The 18,277-nt window shown below is 71.7% G+C and carries 15 protein-coding genes; 8 read left to right on the top strand and 7 right to left on the bottom strand.

Annotated features, from left to right (window positions below; all coding sequences use genetic code 11):
- Nucleotides 1-339: 339 nt before the first annotated feature.
- A complete protein-coding gene (locus EDF27_RS00860; RefSeq protein WP_132046802.1) occupies nt 340-1,440 on the bottom strand; it encodes a LacI family DNA-binding transcriptional regulator in 1,101 nt (366 codons plus the stop codon).
- A gap of 235 nt (nt 1,441-1,675) precedes the next feature.
- On the opposite strand from EDF27_RS00860, the gene EDF27_RS19490 reads away from it, so the two are divergent.
- Entirely contained in the window at nt 1,676-1,813 is a 138-nt protein-coding gene (locus EDF27_RS19490; RefSeq protein WP_165931293.1) for a hypothetical protein, read from the top strand.
- 142 nt (nt 1,814-1,955) lie between these two features.
- Here EDF27_RS19490 and EDF27_RS00865 read toward each other — a convergent pair whose 3' ends face one another.
- Complete coding sequence (locus EDF27_RS00865) at nt 1,956-2,660, bottom strand: GntR family transcriptional regulator (protein WP_243698162.1); 705 nt, start codon at nt 2,658-2,660, stop codon at nt 1,956-1,958.
- 136 nt (nt 2,661-2,796) lie between these two features.
- Here EDF27_RS00865 and EDF27_RS00870 point away from each other — a divergent pair, with 136 nt between their 5' ends.
- Complete coding sequence (locus tag EDF27_RS00870; RefSeq protein WP_132047755.1) at nt 2,797-3,942, top strand: MFS transporter; 1,146 nt, start codon at nt 2,797-2,799, stop codon at nt 3,940-3,942.
- Between the two features lie 75 nt (nt 3,943-4,017).
- On the opposite strand, the gene EDF27_RS00875 is transcribed toward EDF27_RS00870, so the two are convergent.
- A complete protein-coding gene (locus tag EDF27_RS00875; RefSeq protein WP_132046804.1) occupies nt 4,018-5,343 on the bottom strand; it encodes a hypothetical protein in 1,326 nt (441 codons plus the stop codon).
- Nucleotides 5,344-5,757: 414 nt separating this feature from the next.
- Here EDF27_RS00875 and EDF27_RS00880 point away from each other — a divergent pair, with 414 nt between their 5' ends.
- Entirely contained in the window at nt 5,758-6,804 is a 1,047-nt protein-coding gene (locus EDF27_RS00880; protein ID WP_123654588.1) for an acyltransferase family protein, read from the top strand.
- Between the two features lie 62 nt (nt 6,805-6,866).
- On the opposite strand, the gene EDF27_RS00885 is transcribed toward EDF27_RS00880, so the two are convergent.
- Complete coding sequence (locus EDF27_RS00885) at nt 6,867-8,015, bottom strand: Vms1/Ankzf1 family peptidyl-tRNA hydrolase (RefSeq protein WP_132046806.1); 1,149 nt, start codon at nt 8,013-8,015, stop codon at nt 6,867-6,869.
- A gap of 197 nt (nt 8,016-8,212) precedes the next feature.
- Between EDF27_RS00885 and EDF27_RS00890 the strand changes: the two genes are divergently transcribed.
- From EDF27_RS00890 to EDF27_RS00905, 4 genes are read left to right on the top strand one after another with little or no spacing between them, the layout of a single operon-like run.
- A complete protein-coding gene (locus EDF27_RS00890) occupies nt 8,213-9,577 on the top strand; it encodes a sugar ABC transporter substrate-binding protein (RefSeq protein ID WP_132046808.1) in 1,365 nt (454 codons plus the stop codon).
- Nucleotides 9,574-10,650, top strand: a complete 1,077-nt coding sequence (locus EDF27_RS00895; protein WP_123654591.1) for a sugar ABC transporter permease — start codon at nt 9,574-9,576, stop codon at nt 10,648-10,650. The genes EDF27_RS00890 and EDF27_RS00895 overlap by 4 nt, the downstream gene beginning before the upstream one ends.
- Nucleotides 10,647-11,582 carry a carbohydrate ABC transporter permease gene (locus EDF27_RS00900; RefSeq protein ID WP_123654592.1) on the top strand — a complete coding sequence of 312 codons (936 nt, stop codon included), beginning with the start codon at nt 10,647-10,649 and terminating at the stop codon, nt 11,580-11,582. Before EDF27_RS00895 ends, EDF27_RS00900 begins: the two co-directional genes overlap by 4 nt.
- The gene (locus EDF27_RS00905; RefSeq protein ID WP_243698163.1) at nt 11,579-14,614 is read left to right on the top strand and encodes a glycoside hydrolase family 2 TIM barrel-domain containing protein; all 3,036 of its coding nucleotides are present in this window, start codon (nt 11,579-11,581) and stop codon (nt 14,612-14,614) included. The genes EDF27_RS00900 and EDF27_RS00905 overlap by 4 nt, the downstream gene beginning before the upstream one ends.
- A 157-nt stretch (nt 14,615-14,771) precedes the next feature.
- On the opposite strand, the gene EDF27_RS00910 is transcribed toward EDF27_RS00905, so the two are convergent.
- Nucleotides 14,772-15,191: a DUF3151 domain-containing protein gene (locus tag EDF27_RS00910; protein WP_123654593.1), complete on the bottom strand. Its 420-nt coding sequence runs from the start codon at nt 15,189-15,191 to the stop codon at nt 14,772-14,774.
- Nucleotides 15,192-15,478: 287 nt separating this feature from the next.
- On the opposite strand from EDF27_RS00910, the gene EDF27_RS00915 reads away from it, so the two are divergent.
- Nucleotides 15,479-17,047 carry an ABC-F family ATP-binding cassette domain-containing protein gene (locus tag EDF27_RS00915; protein ID WP_132046810.1) on the top strand — a complete coding sequence of 523 codons (1,569 nt, stop codon included), beginning with the start codon at nt 15,479-15,481 and terminating at the stop codon, nt 17,045-17,047.
- Here EDF27_RS00915 and EDF27_RS00920 read toward each other — a convergent pair.
- Together EDF27_RS00920 and EDF27_RS00925 are read right to left on the bottom strand one after the other, a co-directional pair.
- Nucleotides 17,044-17,739, bottom strand: a complete 696-nt coding sequence (locus EDF27_RS00920; RefSeq protein WP_207909544.1) for an SDR family oxidoreductase — start codon at nt 17,737-17,739, stop codon at nt 17,044-17,046. The two genes, EDF27_RS00915 and EDF27_RS00920, sit on opposite strands and share 4 nt — an antisense overlap.
- 10 nt (nt 17,740-17,749) lie before the next feature.
- Entirely contained in the window at nt 17,750-18,241 is a 492-nt protein-coding gene (locus EDF27_RS00925) for a VTT domain-containing protein (RefSeq protein ID WP_132046812.1), read from the bottom strand.
- Between the last annotated feature and the right edge of the window lie 36 nt (nt 18,242-18,277).

An 18,277-nucleotide genomic window follows, 5' to 3' on the forward strand; every position in this document is an offset into this window, starting at 1 on the left:
CCGAGGGGCGCTGAGATCGCACCGAGGGGCGCCGAGGGCCGCCGAACGCCGCCGAGATCGCACCTTGTGTCGCGTCAGGCGCACCGATGCGACAGTTCGTGCGATCTCGGCGGGCAGCGGGCGGGTGGTGCTGCCGCTCAGCGGGACTGCCGGGAGGCTCGGCTCGGCCCCGCCACGGAACACGCGCGATCCGTCCCATCTCGGCCGCTCTGGGAAGAGGAAACGCGCGTTGGTGGTGGGAAGTTCCGACCCCCCACGCACGAAACGACTCACCACGCACGGAACGACCCAGGGGCGCGGCAGCGCCACGGCAGCGCCGCGGCGGCGCGGCGCGCGGCGCTAGAGCGCCGGGGGGCAGCTCTCGCGGAGGAGCACCTCGACGGGGAGGCGCACCGACCGCGGCGGCCCCTCGGTGCGCTCGAGCCGGTCGACGATCGCCGCCACGGCAGCCCGCCCGAGCTCGCCCATGGGCTGGTGCACCGTCGTCAGGCGCGGGGACGAGAACCGTCCGGCGTCGATGCCGTCGAACCCGGTCACGACGACGTCCTCCGGCACGCGCAGCCCCCGCGCCGCGATGGCGTCGAGCACGCCGAGCGCCGACTGGTCGTTCGAGCAGACGATCGCCCGCGGGGCCGCATCGGCGAGCAGGGCCGCCGCGAGCTCCCGCGCGCGGGCCCGGCCGAAGTCGCCGTGGACGGTCCGCACCGACTCGACGGGGAGGCCGTGGTCGGCGAGCGCCGCCCGGAACCCGGTCCACCGCTCCATGTCGTCCGGGGAGTCGATGGGACCGGCGACGTACGCGATCGAGTCGATCCCGAGCCGGCCGATCACGTGCGAGGCCAGGGTGCGCATGCCGGCGGCGTTGTCGACGCTGACCGAGTCGAACCCGTGCGAGCGGCGGTCGTCGGCGAGCACCACGACCGGGATCCGGCGGGCGACGTGCTCGAGCAGCTCGTCCGGCACGGTCTGCGCCAGGACCGCGAGTCCGTCGACGCGGCCGGCGACGTCGTTGACGATCACGTCGCGCGAGGGTCCACGTCCCGCCGCCACCATGAGGGCGAGGCCACGCTGCCAGGCCTCGGTCTCGGCGCCGCGGAGGACCTCGTCGAAGTACAGGTTGGACGCGAAGGGCTGCGTCACGTGACGGCGGTCGTCGACCACGCGGACCCCGCCGTCGGTCACGAGCCCCGGTCGCTCGTCCGGGACCACGTCGAACCCGGGCAGCAGCAGCCCGATCACCCCGGTGCGCTTGCCCGCGAGCGCCCTGGCGTTGCCCGACGGCACGTATCCGAGCGTCCGGATCGCTGCCTGCACGCGGTCACGGGTGCCCTCCCGGACGGCGTCCGGGGTGCGGAGCACACGCGAGACGGTGGCGATGGACACACCCGCCGCGGAGGCGACGTCGTAGACCGTGGGAGGTGCGGTGCGCTGCTCGCTCAACCCGTGCCTCCCGTCCGTCCGTTCGTTGACGCCGGGAGTGAGCCGCCCCGACAGCGGACCATCCTAGGCACCGGTCCCCGACACACTTCTCCACAGCGCGGTGTGGACCCTTGCGTTCCGCGGACGCAGCGGACCACACTGGGGCGACCTCAGTACGTCCCGTGGGGAAGCGCAACCAGCGGACGGTGTCCGCGTCATCGCGGGCCTCGGCCCGCCTTCGGGAAGGACGATCCAGATGTCACAGTCGACCCATTCAGGACGCCGCGACGCGATCCGCGTGAGCCGCGATGAAGCAGAGGTGCGCGAGGCGCTCCTCGAACACACGGGCGCGATCGCGCTCGACGACACCGACGACGGAGCGCGGCTCGAGTAGCCGCTGACGCGGTCTCGGCTCGAGTAGCCGCTGACGCGGTCTCGGGCAGGAGGCCCGGGTCGACTCCGTCACGCGCGCTCGGCTCAGCGGTGGGTCACGTCGGCGAGCGCAGCAGGGCCGGTGATCGCCGCCGCCGTGCTGCTCAGCGGTCGGTCGCGCCGACGATCGCCATGCCCGCTCCGCGCAGACGGCGACGCTCCTGCGCGATCCACGCGAGCAGGCGGTCGTTGGTGCCGGCGACGTGCGCGGCGAGCAGTTCGGCGGCGCGGTCCGCGTCGCCGGACTGCACCGCATCGATGATCTCGCTGTGCTCCGCCCAGGCGGCGTCGCGGGCCTCGGGCGTGCGGACCTCGATCCATCGGGTGCGCTCGAGCCGGGTGAGCGCGTCGGCGATGGCCTCCGTGATGAACCGGTTGCCGCCGAGTGCGGCCAGGTCCAGGTGGAACGTCGAGCCCATCCGGATGCCGGACTGCTGGTCGGGTGTCGGACGGAGGGTGTGGAGGTGCGCCCGGACCTCGGCGAGCTGCTCCGCGGAAGCACGCGAGACCGCCAGCCGGGCGGCGGCGGGCTCCAGGACGCCACGCAGTTCCGCGAGTGAGGCGATCTCGTCGAGGTCGATCGGGGTGACCGTCCACGAGCGGCCCTCGTGCAGGATGAGCCCCTCGCGCTCCAGCCGGGACAGCGCGGCGCGGACGGGGGTGCGTGACGCGTGGAACCGGGCCTCGAGCCCGCGCTCCGAGATGCGCTCACCCGGCGCGATGTCGAGCGTGAGGATCGCGGCTCGGAGGTTGTCGTAGAGCTGCGCCGTCTGCGACACCGGTGCTGCTGCGTCGATCGATTCGGTCACGGCCAACCACCCTAGCGGCGGGCAGCCTCGGATGGTATACCGTTTTGGTATACCAATCAGTTCCGAGACGAAACGATTCCCCGTGACCACGACTGCTCCCGCCCCCGTCCCCGCGATCAGCGCCCGCGCCTGGACGATGCTCGCGCTCGGCGTGGCGGCGCAGGCAGCGGGCACCCTCGTCGTCTCCGCTCCGGCGCTGCTCATCCCCTACCTGCACGCACAGGGGACGTCGCTCACCCTCGCGGGTGTCCTCGCCGCAGCACCCACCTTCGGCATGGTCCTGACGCTCATCGCCTGGGGCGCGATCACCGACCGCTTCGGCGAGCGCATCGTGATCGCCGGCGGGCTCGTCCTCACCACGCTGGCGGTCCTCGCCGCGTGGGCCGCGGCCGGCAACCCGGTGCTCCTCGGGCTGGCGTTCCTCGCGGGCGGCATGACGAGCGCCTCGACGAACGCGGCGAGCGGTCGCGTGGTCGTGGGGTGGTTCCCGAAGGAGCGTCGTGGGCTCGCGATGGGGATCCGGCAGATGTCGCAGCCGCTCGGGGTGACACTCGCGGCGGTGACCGTGCCGCAGCTCGCCGAGGTGTCGGGCATCCGGGCAGCACTCGTGCTGCCGATCGTGCTGTGCGCGGTGCTCGCGGTGCTGTGTGCGATCGGGATCGCGAACCCGCCGCGTCCGGCACGGTCGGCCGCGCCGGAGACCGTCACGGCGAACCCGTACCGGGCGAACGGCTTCCTGTGGCGGATCCACGCGGTGTCGATCCTGCTCGTGGTGCCGCAGTTCACGCTCTCCACCTACGGCTTGGTGTGGCTCGTCGGCCTGGGGTGGTCGACGCCGGCGGCCGGGCTCCTCGTCGGGGCGTCGCAGTTCGTCGGGGCGATCGGGCGGATCCTCGCCGGCGTCTGGAGCGACCGCGCGGGCTCGCGGGTCGGCCCGCTGCGGATCGTCGCCGTGAGTGCCGCCGTGGTGATGGCCGTGCTGGCGCTGGTCGACGTGTCGCACCTGGCCGGCGCCGCGGTGTTCCTGGTCATCGCGACGAGCGTCACGGTGGCGGACAACGGCCTGGCGTACACGTCGGTCGCCGAGGCGGCCGGGCCGTTCTGGTCCGGCCGGGCACTCGGTGCGCAGAACACGGGGCAGTTCATCGCGGCGAGCGCCGTCGGCCCGGGCATCGGCGCCCTGGTCGGGGCACTCGGCTTCGCGGCGTCGTTCGGGATCGTCGCGGTCCTGCCCCTGCTGGCGCTGCCGCTGGTCCCGCGCGCGGACCGCTCGCACGACTGACCCGGGCGGGACGCCCCCGGGCGCGCGCGGCTCAGCGCAGGCGGCCGCGCGGCTCAACGCAGGCGGCCACGCGGCTCAACGCAGGCGGACGCCCGGCTCGACACTCATGGCGAGTTCGTCGAGCACATCGGTGAGCGGGCGCCCGAGGTCGCTCCGGCTCGCGACGCGCTCGGCAGCCGCGGGGGCACTCTCGCTCGTCATCCCGAGCCCCGCGAGCACAGCGCGAGCGACCGCGGTCCCGAGCGTCGCCGGATCCGCCGGCACCGCGTCGATGCCGGGGTGGAGGCCCGCCCGCGCGCCGCCGAGGTCGTTGGTGACCACCCGGGCGCCCGACTCGGCCGCATCGAGCGGCGGATGGCTCGGGTGCGGACTCTGCTGGAGGGACAGCACGACGTCGGTTTCACCGAGGACCTCGAAGTAGCTGTTCCAGTCGAGCGTCCCGAGCGACCTGAGGACGTCGCCGGTGCCGAGCTCCACGGCCTCGTGCTGCTCGCCCGCGGAGACGAACTCGGCGATGACGCCGGCGTCCCGGAGCTGTGCAGCGGCGGCCGCGAGTGCGGCGACCCCGAGGACGTACATGTTCCTCGGCTTCGACGGGCGCGCGTAGAACAGCACCCGGGCGGCGGTCCTCGTCGATGCTGCGCGGACGGCCGCCGCACGGTCGATGCCGGCACGGTCGAGTTCGGGTGCGAAGACGAGGCCGGACGCGACGGCGACGCCCTCGGTCTGCCGGAGCGCGGCGGCGACCGGCTCCGAGTTGACGCAGAGCGTGAAGCCTGCGCGGTAGGTCGACGAGGCGACGGCGAACGCGGTCGACCACGGCTGGAACCCCGGCTCGTGGTCCTGCACGAGGTAGACCACCCGGCGCGGGTCGACGACCCCGGCACGAGCGGCGACGTCGAGGGCGTGAGCGGTCTTCCAGTAGGTCGCGATCCACACGGTGTCGGCTGCGAAGACCGCTGCCGGGATCGACTCCCTCGTCACGACCTCGACCGGTCCGCGCCCGGCGAAGCGCCCGGGGAAGCGCTCGGCGATGAGTGCCGCCGCCCGTTCGGCGCTGTTCCCACGAGACGTCGAGCGCGTCATGACGACACGCAGGTCTCGTCCGGTCCGGTCGGCGTACCCGATCGCTGCTGCAAGTGCGGTCTGGACGCCCGCGAACGCCGCTCCTCGTCGGACCTCGTCGATGACGAGGACGACTTCCGGGTGGCGTTCGCCGACCTCGATCCCGGCGAGGACGAGGCTCCGATCGGTCACCCCGTCGTAGACGAGTGCCGCCCGCGGGGCCCGGGAACGTTCGGCGTCGGCAGCCCTCCGGTCGTCGCGACGCGCGCGGACGCGATCAGCGACGACACCGGCCAAGCGGGCGACCCGGCGCGCATGGGTGATTGAATTTCGCATGCAATCACAATATCAGCATCTGATATTCATGAACAGAGGAGCCGCCCTCCGGCCGGTTGCTCGGGTGCCGTCGCCACCCACGGCGCCGTGCCGAGTGCGAGCAGGGTCCGGTCACCGATCGCGACGGCATCGAGCGCAGCGTGATCGCCGGCGGGCTCGTGCTCACCACATTGCTGGACCTCGCCGCGTGCGCCGCAGCCAGCAATCCGGTGCCCCTCTGGCTGGTGATCCTCGCGAGCGGCGGACGCCGCCGCGATCGCCGCCGGCCCGGGCGTCGGCGCCCTGGTCGGCGGCACTCGGCTTCGCAGCGTCGTTCGGGATCGTCGCGCTGGCGCTGCCGCTGGTCCCGCGTGGACCGTTCGCACGACTGCATTGGATCCTTAAAACATGTCGTATGTCACATACTCTTGTAGGATGCGACGAATCGGATGGCTCGACTCTGCCAAGGGCATCGCCATCATCGGCATCGTGCTCATCCACGCGGTCTCGTGGAGCCCGGCCGCATCGGCTCCGGCGACCTGGGTCCTCGACCGCCTCGTGGTCTCCCTGCCGGTCTTCTTCCTCGTCTCCGGGATCGTCTCCGGGCCGGCTTTGCTCGACGCTGCGGCCGGTCGACGGCGTCTTGCCGATCGGGTGCTCCCGTTGCTCTGGCTCTACCTGCTCTGGCAACCGGTCGTCCTCGGTTACCGGATCCTCGGCAGCCTGACCACCGACGGTGCCGTCGACCTCGTCGGCGAACTCGCCAGGGTCGCCGTCGCTGTCGTCCGGCCGAACGGCGAGATCTGGTACCTGTGGGCGCTCGCCATCCACCTCACGCTGGCATGGGCCACACGCCGGCTCCCCACCGCCGCGGTCCTCGCGTCGACCTTCGTGCTTGCCGCCGCCGTGATCGGTTGGGGTCGTGAGATGACCGGAGAGGCGACTTGGCACGTTCTCGGGCCCGGCTTGCAAGGACTCCCGGGGTACGCGTTCTTCACCCTGGCAGGAGCTCGCCTCGCACCATGGATCATCGCTCGCGTACAGCTGGCGTCACCGGTCGTCGTGATCATCGCCGTCCTCCTGTGGCTCGGGATCGGTGAACTGCACGCGACCGCGGACCCGAGCGTCGCGTCGCCGCTCGGAGTCGTCCAGGTGTTCGTCGGCACCGCTGCGACCGTCCTCGCTGCTCGGGCAGTGACGCGATGGGCTGCTCCTCTCGCCTGGCTCGGGAAGTGGTCGGTCGTCCCCTACCTCACCCACACACCAGTCATCGTCGTGCTGCTCGCGATCAGCACGGATGCGGGCTTGCTGCCGCTCCTCTGCGCAAACCCCACCTGCACGGTGCTCGTGCTGACGACCACCGCCTCCCTCCTCGGCCTTGCCGTGTTCTGGTCGTTCCGCCACACGCCGGCGCGCTTCCTGTTCGAGATGCCCCCTCGCGCCCGGCGCCTCCTGGCGAGCAGAACGCCCGTTTCCGACTGAGACGCCACCGAGTTCGGTGGCGTCTCAGCAGGAGAGCAGCGTGGCGGGGCGTACCCGCGGGCTCAGGCCGGGACGGTCGGGCCGACGGGCCAGCGCAGGAGCGCCGCCGCCGCGGCACCGCCGGGCAACGACGCAGCGTTGACGAGCACGAGCTCCGCATCCGTCAGCACCGCGGCGCGCACGAGCGCGCACACCGCCGGCACAGGGCCGATCACCGGCGCGCCGGCCGCCTGCTCGGGTGCCGTGGCCACCCACGGAGCCGTGCCGAGCGCGAGCAGGGTCCGGTCACCGATCGCGACGGCATCGAGCGCGATCGTCGAGCCCTGCGCCTGCTGCAGCGCCTCGACGACGGGGCCGAGCCCGGTCACCGCCTGGTTGTCGCCGCGCCCGACGTGGGTGCGGAGCGAGTCCTCGAGGTCGTGTCGGTGCCCGGCGATGACCCGGGCCAGTGCGACGCGCACGTGGTCGCCGACGACGGTCTCGTCGAAGCCGCCGCCCGGCACCTCGCTGACGAGACGGCGCGCATCGGACGAGAGCCGCTCGATGAGCATCGGACGTGCCTGCAGGTCGCCGGACACCACGATGAGCGCGGGGCTCAGCCGTTCCACCGCCTTGTCGATCGCGGTCGCCACCTCGGCGGTGTTCTGCCGCCAGATCTCCTCGGTGCGGCCCTGCCATCGGGGCTGCTTCCAGTCGCCGAAGCCGCCCTTCACCTTGTGCTGGTCGAAGGTCTCCCCCTGGATGCGTTGCTCGTCGTCGGAGTTCCCGGGGTGCCCGAGCTTGTAGGCGCGGTACCCGCCGCCGTCCTTCCCGATCTGGACCACCAGGAACGGCAGGTCGATCGGGCGGTGGGCGACGAGCGGCACGAGGTCGGGGACGGCTCCGGCGCCGATCGACTCCGCCGCGTGCATCGGACCGGGGAGCACCTCGCTCAGCACGAGTTCGCCGTCGTGCACGAGCACGTACCGAGCCACCGGGGCCGGGATCCCCGGGGTGTCCTCGAGCTCACCGGCGATGACGTCGACCGCGGCGAGATCAGAGCCCTGCGCGCGGAGCGCCTCCTCGACGGCACGGAGCTTCAGCGCGGCCTGGCGGCGCGGATCCTCGACGTTGGCGGAGGCGTCGACGTAGGCCCACGCCCACGTCCCACCACCTTCCAGCCGCTGTCCCAGTACCCGGTGCAGTTCGTTCGTGACGTTGGTCGACGTCATGGCAGCTCCTCTCGGAAGGCGAATCACCGGAGCTCGGTCGAGCCCCTGCGCTCTCACGTGGTCCCCACCATTCACCGCCACCGCGGATCGCGTTCGCAGATCGGAGCGAACGCCCAGAACGCGAAAGTGCACCGACGCTCGGTTTTGTGGTTGGCTGAACCGCAACCCCGATCCAACGACGAACCGGAGTGCAGGCAATGACGCCCCCATCACCACGACGCCCCATCACACGACGCCAGCTGTTCGGCTTCGGGATCGGCGCGGCAGCCACCGGCCTCCTCGCCGGCTGCGCGGTCCCCGGTTCCACGAACGTGAACCGCGCCGCCGTCATCCCCGCCGCTGCGAGCGGTGAGACCATCACGCTGACCTACTGGGCCTGGCTGAAGGACCTCCAGAAGGTCTGCGACATCTGGAACGCGAAGAACCCGAAGGTCCAGGTGCAGGCGAACTGGATCCCCGGCGGCAACAGCGGCGGGTACCAGAAGATGTACTCCGCGCTCGCGGCCGGCGGCGGCCCGGACATCGGGCAGGTCGAGCTCCGGCAGATCCCCGAGTTCATGCTCGCGAACGGCCTGGTCGACCTCGCCCGGTACGGCGCGAAGGACTTCGAGGCGAAGTACGACGAGGCCGCGTGGGCGCAGGTGTCGTTCGTCGACGGCATCTACGGGATCCCGCAGGACACCGGCCCGATGGGCTTCTACTACCAGACCGCGCTCCTCGAGCAGGCGGGCGGCGAACCGCCGAAGACCTGGGACGAGTGGAAGGAGCTCGCCGAGAAGGTCCGGAAGACCGGCAAGCAGAACTACCTCGAGGTGTTCCCCGTCGCCGATGCCTCCCCGTTCGCCGCGTACGCGCAGCAGGCCGGCGCCCGCTGGTTCAAGGTCGACGGTGACGAGTGGGTCGTGGACATGACCGACGACAAGACGATGATGGTCGCCGACTTCTTCGACGGCTGCATCGACGACAAGCTCGTCGACACCAGCGCCGGCGCCTACACGCCCGGCTGGTACGCGTCGGCGGCGAGCGGCAAGATCGCCGCCGTCACGAGTGCGAGCTGGGGTGACGCCCTCATCGAGTCCGTGCAGGGCGGCGAGGGCAAGTGGAAGGTCGCCCAGATGCAGACCTGGGGCGACACCGGCTTCGGTTCGAGCGCGATCGGCGGCTCGACGGCCGCGGTCCTCGCGAACGCGAAGCACCCGAAGGAGGCGCTCGACTTCATCACGTGGATGACCACCTCCGAGGAGGGCATCGACGCGATGATCAAGTACTGCGGCATCGGCTGGTCACCGGCGAAGGACTACATCGGCAAGCAGCGCCAGCAGCCGTCGAAGTGGTTCTCCGGCCAGAACTACAACGAGGACGTCTTCGTCCCCGCGTCGCAGGAGCAGAACGTCGACTGGTCCTGGTCGCCCGTCACGCAGTCGGCGTTCACGTCGCTGCAGAACCAGTTCCGCCGCAAGATCACCGGCAACCTCAAGCTGAGCGACGCCGTCGAGCTCGCGCAGCGGGAGATCGTCCAGTCCTTCAAGGACAAGGGCCTCAGCGTCAGGACGGCACGATGACCCAGCAGACACCGACCTTCCGCACGAGCACGAAGGCCACCCGGGCGCAGAAGCGCGCACCGTGGATCCTGCTCGCACCGTTCCTCGCGCTCTTCGTGCTGACGTTCATCATCCCGATCATCAGCGCGCTGTTCCAGAGCTTCACCACAGTCGACCGTGCCGGGCTCTTCGGCGAGGACGGCGTCACCGGCCGGTTCGCCGGCTTCGACAACTACGTCACGGCCCTGAGCGACAACGGCTTCGTGGCCTCGATCGGCCGGATGCTGCTCTTCGGCATCGTCCAGGTGCCGGTGATGATCATCGCCTGCACGATCCTCGCGCTCCTGCTGGAGTCGGCGAGCGCCCGCTGGCCGGGCTTCTTCCGGGCGATCTACTTCATGCCCTACGGCGTCCCCGGCGTCATCGCGACGATCCTCTGGTCGTTCCTGTACGTCCCGGGGCTCTCGCCGATCGTGTCGCTGCTGCAGTCGATGGGGCTGCAGCCGGACTTCCTCGGCGCGAACAGCGTGCTCTGGTCGATCGCGAACATCGTCACGTGGACCTACACGGGCTACAACATGCTCATCATCGTGGCGCAGCTGAAGTCGATCCCCGGTGAGATCTACGAGGCGGCGAAGATGGACGGCGCCGGACCCTTCCAGGTGGCGTGGCGGATCCAGATCCCGCTCATCGCGCCCGCCCTGGTGCTCACGACGGTCTTCTCGATCATCGGCACACTGCAGCTGTTCGCGGAGCCGCAGATCCTGTCGACGGTCGCCCCCGCCATCGACACCGAGTACACGCCGAACTACGCCGCCTACACGAACGCGTTCGCGTTCAACGAGTACGGCGTCGCGAGTGCGCAGGCGGTCATCATCGCGTTGGCCGCGTTCATCCTGTCGTTCGCGTTCCTCGCGCTGACGAACCGGCCGCCGAAGAACGAGCGCGACCAGCGCAAGCGGGCCAAGAAGGACGGCCTGGAGGCACGACGCACGCTCCAGACGCGCGCATCCGCCGTCCGCGCGGTCACCACCCAAGCCGACCCGGGCCTGGCGTCCGGTCGCGTCGCGACCACCGAAGGGACCGACCGATGACCAGCGAAGCCATCGAAGCGTCGACCACGGCGAAGTCCGCCGTCCCGGTGGACACCACGTCGATCTCGGCGCACCAGCGCCGCAAGCTCGACCGCTCCCCGAAGTCGCAGATCGTGGTGACCGGGATCCTGGTCATCGTCGCGGTCTACTTCCTCGTCCCGCTGTACTGGGTCGTGATCGCCGCGACGAAGACCACCGGTGCGCTGTTCTCCACGAACGGGTTCTGGTTCGGCGGGGACTTCTCGCTGTTCTCCAACATCGGGGACGTCTTCACCTACGACGGCGGGATCTTCGTCCGCTGGATCGCGAACAGCGTGCTGTACTCCGGTGTCGGCGCGGTGCTCGCGACGTACTTCGCCGCGGCCGGCGGGTACGCGCTCGCGAAGTACGAGTTCCGCGGACGCCAGCTGGTGTTCGGGACGATCCTCGGCGGCGTGCTGGTGCCGGGCACCGCGACGGCCCTGCCGCTGTTCCTGCTGTTCTCGACGCTCGGGCTGACCGACACGTACTGGAGCGTGCTCATCCCGAGCCTCGTCTCCCCGTTCGGTCTGTTCCTCTGCCGGGTCTACGCGGCGGCATCGATCGACACGGCGCTGATGGAGTCCGCACGACTCGACGGCGCCAGCGAACTGCGGATCTTCCACACCATCGCGCTCCGGCAGATGACGCCGGCGCTCGTCACGGTGTTCCTGTTCCAGGTCGTCGGCATCTGGAACAACTTCTTCCTGCCGCTGATCATGCTGGCCGACCAGAAGCTCTACCCGATCACGCTCGGGCTGAACAACTGGCGCGCGCAGGTCGACCGGCTGCCGGAGTTCTACCAGCTCACCACCGGCGGGGTGCTCGTCTCGGTCATCCCGCTCGTCATCGCCATCATCGTCCTGCAGCGCTTCTGGCGCGGGGGCCTCACGGAAGGATCGGTCAAGGGTTGACCACCACCGCCATCGACGACCTGCACTCCGAAACGCCGGGTTCGGCGTCCCGCCTGGCGCCCCGCGCGTGGCTGCACACCGATGCACCCGCGCTGTCGCTCAACGGGGAGTGGGACTTCCGCTGGTCGCCGGTGGCGGCGGCTGCGTCCTTCGAGGACCAGGACGGGTGGGGCACGCTGCCCGTCCCGGCGCACTGGGTCCTGCACGGCCACGGCGCACCGAGCTACACGAACCTGCAGTACCCGTTCCCGATCGACCCGCCGCACCCGCCGGAGGAGAACCCGACGGGCGACTACCGGCGCAGCTTCTCGGTGCCGTCCTCGTTCGACGCTGCGGCCCGGGTGCTGCTGCGCTTCGACGGCGTCGAGTCGCACTTCCGGGTGTGGGTGAACGACTCGCTCATCGGGTGGTCGACCGGGTCCCGGCTCGCGACGGAGTTCGACGTCACGAGCGTGCTCCGTCCGGGACCGAACGAGATCCGGGTGCGGGTGCACCAGTGGTCCGCCGCCTCGTACCTGGAGGACCAGGACCAGTGGTGGCTGCCCGGCATCTTCCGCGACGTGACGCTGCTCGCACGGCCCACGGCACCGGTCGACGACGTGTTCGTCCGCGCCTCGTGGGCGCCCTCGCTCGGGAGCGCGGCGACCGCCGGGACGGCGGCGTCCGGCCGTCCGTCGACCGGCACGGGGACGATCTCGTTCCCCACGCTCGAGGCGGCGTTCCCGGTGCGGTTCGCCGTGCCGGACCTGGGCGTCGACGTGGTGTGGGCCTCGGCGGCCGACGTCGTGCCGATCGACGTCGAGGGCGTCGAACCGTGGAGCGCCGAACTCCCCCGCCTGTACGACGCGACGGTGTCCACCGGGACCGACGCCGGCGGCACGACCGGCGGCGAGACGGTGTCGCTGCGGATCGGGTTCCGAACGGTCGCGATCGACGGTGACCGGTTCCTCGTCAACGGCGAGCGCGTCGTGTTCCACGGGGTGAACCGGCACGAGACGCACCCCACCCGGGGACGGGTCTTCGACGAAGCCCATGCCCGCGCGGACATGGCGCTCATGAAGCGCCACAACGTCAACGCCATCAGGACCTCGCACTACCCGCCGCACCCCCGCGTGCTGGACCTGGCCGACGAGCTCGGCTTCTGGGTGATCCTGGAGTGCGACCTCGAGACGCACGGGTTCTTCTTCCTCGACTGGCAGGGCAACCCGTCCGACGACCCGGCGTGGGAGGACGCGTACCTCGACCGCATCGCGCGGACCGTCGAGCGCGACAAGAACCACCCGTCGATCGTGATGTGGTCGCTCGGCAACGAGTCGGGCACCGGTCGGAACCTCGCCGCGATGTCCACCTGGGTCCACGCTCGCGACCCGGAGCGCCCGGTGCACTACGAGGGCGACTACACGGGCGAGTACACCGACGTGTACTCGCGGATGTACCCGACCCTGCAGGAGACCGAGTCGATCGGCGGCGGCACCCCCACGCCCCTGCTCGGCTGCGGCCCCGCCGAGGCGGCCCGGCAGCGTTCGAAGCCGTTCATCCACTGCGAGTACGTGCACGCGATGGGCAACGGCCCCGGCCAGATCGCCGAGTACGAGGCGCTCGTCGACCGCTTCCCACGCCTGCACGGTGGGTTCGTGTGGGAGTGGCGCGACCACGGGTTGCTCGCGCACACCCCCGACGGCACCCCGTACTACGCCTACGGCGGGGACTTCCACGAGGTCGTGCACGACGGCAACTTCGTGATGGACGGCCTGGTGCTGCCCGACGACATCCCCACCCCCGGGCTCGCGGAGTTCGCGGCCGTGGTCGCGCCGGTCCGCCTGTCCGCGTCCGTCGGCTCCGGCGGCGGCACCGTGCTCGTCGAGAACCGGTTCCACTCGGCCTCGACCGCGGGGCTCCGGTTCACCTGGACCCTGACGCGGAACGGCGTCCCCGCGGCCACCGGGCGACTCGCCCCCGGGGTCATCGCCGCGCGGGAGTCCGCGACCGTGCCGGTGCCGAAGGAGGTCCTCGAAGCCGCGGCCGGTCCGATCGCCCCCGGCGAGGAACTCTGGCTCGACATCGTGGCGGAACTCGCCGGGCCGACCGCGTGGGCGGACACCGGCCACGTCGTCGGACGCACCCAGACGCTCGTCGCGGCGCGACCGGCGGAGGCGATCCGAGCCTCCCGTCAGGGGTGGGAAGGCGACCGGCTCGGGGAGGCGACCTTCACCGAGCGCGGAGACCTGTCCAGCTGGAAGGGACTGCCCGTCGCCGGGCCGCGGCTGGAGCTGTGGCGCGCACCGACCGACAACGACCGGCTCGCATCGCAGGGCGGCTACGAGACGGCCGACCCGGTGCTCACCCACGGTGTCGGTGAGCCGGACGCCCCGGCGTCGGCATCGAAGTGGGAGCGAGCGGGCCTCGACCGGCTGACGCACCGGCTGATCGACCTCGAGCGGACGTCGCACGGACTCGTGCAGCGGGTCCGGGTCGCGGCGGCCAACAGCGGCGCCGGCGTGGAGGTCACGCACCGCTGGACACTGACCGAGGCCGGGCTGCAGCTCGACACCACGGCGATCCCCTTCGGCGCCTGGGACGTGACCTGGCCGCGGATCGGGGTGCGGATCGACCTGCCCGCCTCGCTCCTGTCCGAGTCCGTGGAGTGGTTCGGGACCGGGCCGCTGGAGTCCTACGCGGACTCGTCGCACGCGGCGCACGTCGGACGCTTCGGCTCCCCGGTGTCCCTGCTGAACGTGAACTACTCGCGGCCACAGGAGACCGGGCACCGTCCCGAGCTCCGGACGCTGACGGTGGGGCCGTTCACGGTGTCGTCCGTCGGTGCCAGGCGGACCGGGTTCACCCTGACGCCGTGGACCGCGCAGCAGGTCGGGCGTGCCGGGCACCCGTACGAGCTCCCGACGCCGGAGGCGACGTACCTGTACCTCGACGCGGCGCAGCACGGCCTCGGTTCGCGCGCCTGCGGGCTCGACGTGCTGCCGGAGCACCAGCTGTGGCCGGCGACGACCGCGTGGTCGGTGCTGCTCTCGTAGCGGGTTGCGGGCGCCGGACGGCGTCGCCGGGCGGCGGTGCCGATCGGCGTCGCACAACGGAAACCGGCTCGCACCACGGAAATCCGTGGTGCGAGCCGGTTTCGGTTGTGCGGTGCCGGGGCCCGCGTCGGCGGGCGCCGCGTCGGCGCGCGCCGCCCTACGCCTCGAGCGCGGGGATCGCGGCGGGGTCCGCGCCGTTCAGGAACTCGGTGAGGCGCTCGGGCTCGCCCGGCTCGTCGATCGCCTGGGCAGCGCGACGGAGCGCGAACAGGGACCGCAGCACCCCGCGGTTCGGCTCGTGCGACCACGGCACCGGCCCAGCACCCCGCCAGCCGGCCTTCCGGAGCGAGTCGAGCCCGCGGTGGTACCCGACACGGGCGTACGCGTAGGACTCCAGCGTCGCGCCGCGGTCCCAGGCTTCGTCGGCGAGGAGAGCCCACGCCAGGCTCGAGGCCGGATGGGCGACGACGACACTCGCGACGGGAGCGTCAGCGGCGAGCGCCGCGTCCACCTCCGGGTCGGCGGGGAGCAGGGTCTCGGGGTTCGCGGACGGGGTCGGCAGCAGGTTCTCGGGCATGCCCCCACCCTGTCATCCCTTGCGGCGTCGTGGCGACGGGCATACCGTGGTCCCACTCCGTCGTGACCGCGGAGCAGCGGGGCGGGAGACCGACCGCCGGCTCGGGTCACGGACACGGGGGTGAACCGACGGAAGAAGCCGCCTTGCGCGTGATCACCGGTACTGCGTCCTCGCAGCAGCTGCCCCTGCGCTGACACCGTGATCACGCCCGCCGTCGAGTGGGCACCTGCCGCTCCCGCGGCGGTCCGGTGTCGTGCGCCCGCACGATCACACCGGAAGGCACCACCATGCCCGCGAACCCCTCGGTCGTCCTGCACGACCTCACCTTCACCTGGCCCGACGGCACCGTCGCGCTCGACCACCTGACCGCCGCCTTCGGGTCCGGCCGGACCGGCCTGGTCGGGAGGAACGGGGCCGGCAAGTCCACGCTGGTCCGGCTGGTCACCGGCCGGCTCTCCCCCACGTCGGGCACGATCACGACGTCGGGGCCCGTCGACCACCTGCCGCAACGGCTGCAGACCGGGGCCGACGACACGGTCGCCGACCTGCTCGGTGTCGGCGACGCGCTGACGGCCCTGCGCGCGATCCTTGGTGGTGACCCGTCCCCGGCGCACTTCGACGTCCTCGGAGACGACTGGGACGTCGAGGAGCGCGCCACCGCTGCCGTCGACCCCCTCGGACTCGAGCTCGACCGTCCCGTCGGCACGCTGTCGGGTGGTCAGGCCGTCCTCGCCGCGGTCGCCGGGATCCGCTTGCGCGGACTGCCGATCGCGTTCCTGGACGAGCCGACGAACAACCTGGACCGCCGTGCCCGCGCGATGCTCCTCGACATGGTGGACACCTGGCGCGGGACCCTGGTGGTCGTCAGCCACGACCGGGAACTCCTCGAACACGTGGACGAGGTGGCCGAACTCCGTGCCGGTGCGATGACCGTCTTCGGTGGCACGTTCTCGGCGTACGAGGAGTACCTCGGCGTGCAGCAGGCCGCGGTGGAGCGTGAGGTCCGCGTCGCGGAACAACGGCACCGCACCGAGAAGCGGCAGCGCATCGAGGCGGAGACGAAGATCGCGCGGCGGGCGAAGGCGGGCGAGAAGGCCGGCCGGTCGATACCGAAGATCCTGGCGAACGAGCAGCGCAAGAAGGCGCAGGAGACCGCCGGGCGGCTCCGCGTCGCGCACGGGTCCGCGGAGGAGGCCGCGCTCGCGACCGCGCGCGAGGCCGAGTTGCGACTCCGGGACGACGAGTCCATCCACGTCGAGCTCCCTGACCCGCGCGTGCCCGCATCCCGGCGCATCGCCACGATCACCGTCAGGGGGCGCGAGACGGTAGTGCAGGGGCCGGAGCGCGTCGCCGTCGGCGGGGACAACGGCGTCGGCAAGACGACCCTGCTCGAGCACCTGGTCCGGGTCCCCGGCGCGCGCGAGCACCCCCTGCCGGACACGGGTGCCGTCCCGCACGTGGAGCACATCGCGTACCTGCCGCAGCGGAAGGACGGACTCGACGACGACGCCACGGTGCTCGAGAACGTCCGCCGCGGGGCACCACACGTGCCGGAGGCGGAACTCCGCAACCGGCTCGCCCGGTTCCTGGTCCGCGGGAGCACGGTGGACCGGCCCGCGGGATCGCTCTCCGGCGGGGAGCGGTTCCGGGTCGCGCTCGCGAGCTTGGTGCTGGCGGATCCGGCGCCGCAGCTCCTGGTGCTGGACGAGCCGACGAACGACCTCGACATCACGAGCGTCGACCAGCTCGTCGATGCCCTGCAGGCCTACCGCGGCGCGGTCGTCGTGGTCAGTCACGACGAGACGTTCCTGGATCGTCTGGGGCTGGACGTGCGCTTGGACCTGACCGCGGGTTAGCGCTTCCGGGTGGGACGGATCGAGAGCGTCTCGATCGTTCCGCGCTCCGGCAGGTCGACGACGGTGCGGACGGCGTCGGCGACGTCCTGCGGGGCGAGGAAGTACGCCGTGTCGTAGGACTCCCCGAGCTTCTCGGTCAGGGCCCGCTGCATGTCGGAGTCCGTGCGGCCCGGGTGCACGCTCGACACCCGGACGCCGTTGCCCCGTTCTTCTTCCCGCAGGGCATCGGTGAACGCACGGAGCGCGAACTTGGACGCGCCGTACACGCCGCCGCCGGGGCCGGAGAGGAAGCCCGAGCCGGAGTTGATCGTCACGACCAGACCGTGCGACGCCCGGAGCGCCGGCAGCGCCAGGCGGGTGAGCTCGGCGACCGCGAACACGTTCGTCGCGAACACGGCTTCCCACGTGGCACGCGGGGTGTCCGCGATCCGGTTGCCCTGCTCCACGCCCGCGGAGTGCACGAGCACGTCGAGGCGATCCGGCATGTCGGGGACGTCCCCCGCGCCGAGGTCGCCCACGAAGGGTCCGGCACTCGGCAGGTCGGCCACGACGACCGCGACCGCGTCGGCCGAGCGGCCGCCGACGAGCACGTGGTGGGTGCAGCCGAGGTCGGCCGCGATCGCGCGGCCGATGCCGCGGGTGGCTCCGGTCACCAGGGCGACCGGACGATCTGCAGGGAGGGAAGTCGTCACGCGAGCCAGCCTACGGAAGCCGAGCCGAGCCTCCAGGCCGGTTGCGGCGGTTGTGGACAACTGCCACCGTCCCCACCAGCAGGACCACCAGGGCCACGACCGCGGCCATCCCCCACGGCGAGCCGGCGAGTGCGGCGACGACGGCCCAGAACACGGCGAGGCCGACGGTGGCGTAGAGGAACGCCCACGCGACGCAGCCCGGGACCATCGCGACGAGGTACCGCCACCACGGCACCCGGGCGAGGCCGGCGGCGGCGTTCATCACCGTCTGCAGCCCCACCGTCACGAAGCTCACCGTGAGCACCGGCAGGCCGAACCGGTCGAGCAGAGCCGAACCCCGACGGACCGCAGCCGAGTCGAGCCAGCGCCCCCACCGCGAACGCGATGCTCCGGCGACGGCACCGCGCGCGATCCAGTACGTGGCCTGCGCACGGCAGAACACGATCACGAAGAGCGCGAGGACGAGCCACCAGAACGGGAGCCCCTCGAGGAAGTCGGGCACGTCCGAACCGTAGCGGACGTGCCCGGGAGCCGTCGG

This window comes from Curtobacterium sp. PhB136 (assembly GCF_004346855.1).
Classification (GTDB): Bacteria; Actinomycetota; Actinomycetes; order Actinomycetales; family Microbacteriaceae; genus Curtobacterium.

What these genes read in the sequence shown, in the direction of transcription:
- EDF27_RS19490 (WP_165931293.1), top strand. Translation starts at nt 1,676, where the DNA reads ATGTCACAGTCGACCCATTCAGGACGCCGCGACGCGATCCGCGTGAGC.
- EDF27_RS00870 (WP_132047755.1), top strand. Translation starts at nt 2,797, where the DNA reads ATGCTCGCGCTCGGCGTGGCGGCGCAGGCAGCGGGCACCCTCGTCGTC.
- EDF27_RS00875 (WP_132046804.1), bottom strand. Translation starts at nt 5,343, where the DNA reads ATGCGAAATTCAATCACCCATGCGCGCCGGGTCGCCCGCTTGGCCGGT.
- EDF27_RS00880 (WP_123654588.1), top strand. Translation starts at nt 5,758, where the DNA reads ATGCGACGAATCGGATGGCTCGACTCTGCCAAGGGCATCGCCATCATC.
- EDF27_RS00885 (WP_132046806.1), bottom strand. Translation starts at nt 8,015, where the DNA reads ATGACGTCGACCAACGTCACGAACGAACTGCACCGGGTACTGGGACAG.
- EDF27_RS00890 (WP_132046808.1), top strand. Translation starts at nt 8,213, where the DNA reads ATGACGCCCCCATCACCACGACGCCCCATCACACGACGCCAGCTGTTC.
- EDF27_RS00895 (WP_123654591.1), top strand. Translation starts at nt 9,574, where the DNA reads ATGACCCAGCAGACACCGACCTTCCGCACGAGCACGAAGGCCACCCGG.
- EDF27_RS00900 (WP_123654592.1), top strand. Translation starts at nt 10,647, where the DNA reads ATGACCAGCGAAGCCATCGAAGCGTCGACCACGGCGAAGTCCGCCGTC.
- EDF27_RS00910 (WP_123654593.1), bottom strand. Translation starts at nt 15,191, where the DNA reads ATGCCCGAGAACCTGCTGCCGACCCCGTCCGCGAACCCCGAGACCCTG.
- EDF27_RS00915 (WP_132046810.1), top strand. Translation starts at nt 15,479, where the DNA reads ATGCCCGCGAACCCCTCGGTCGTCCTGCACGACCTCACCTTCACCTGG.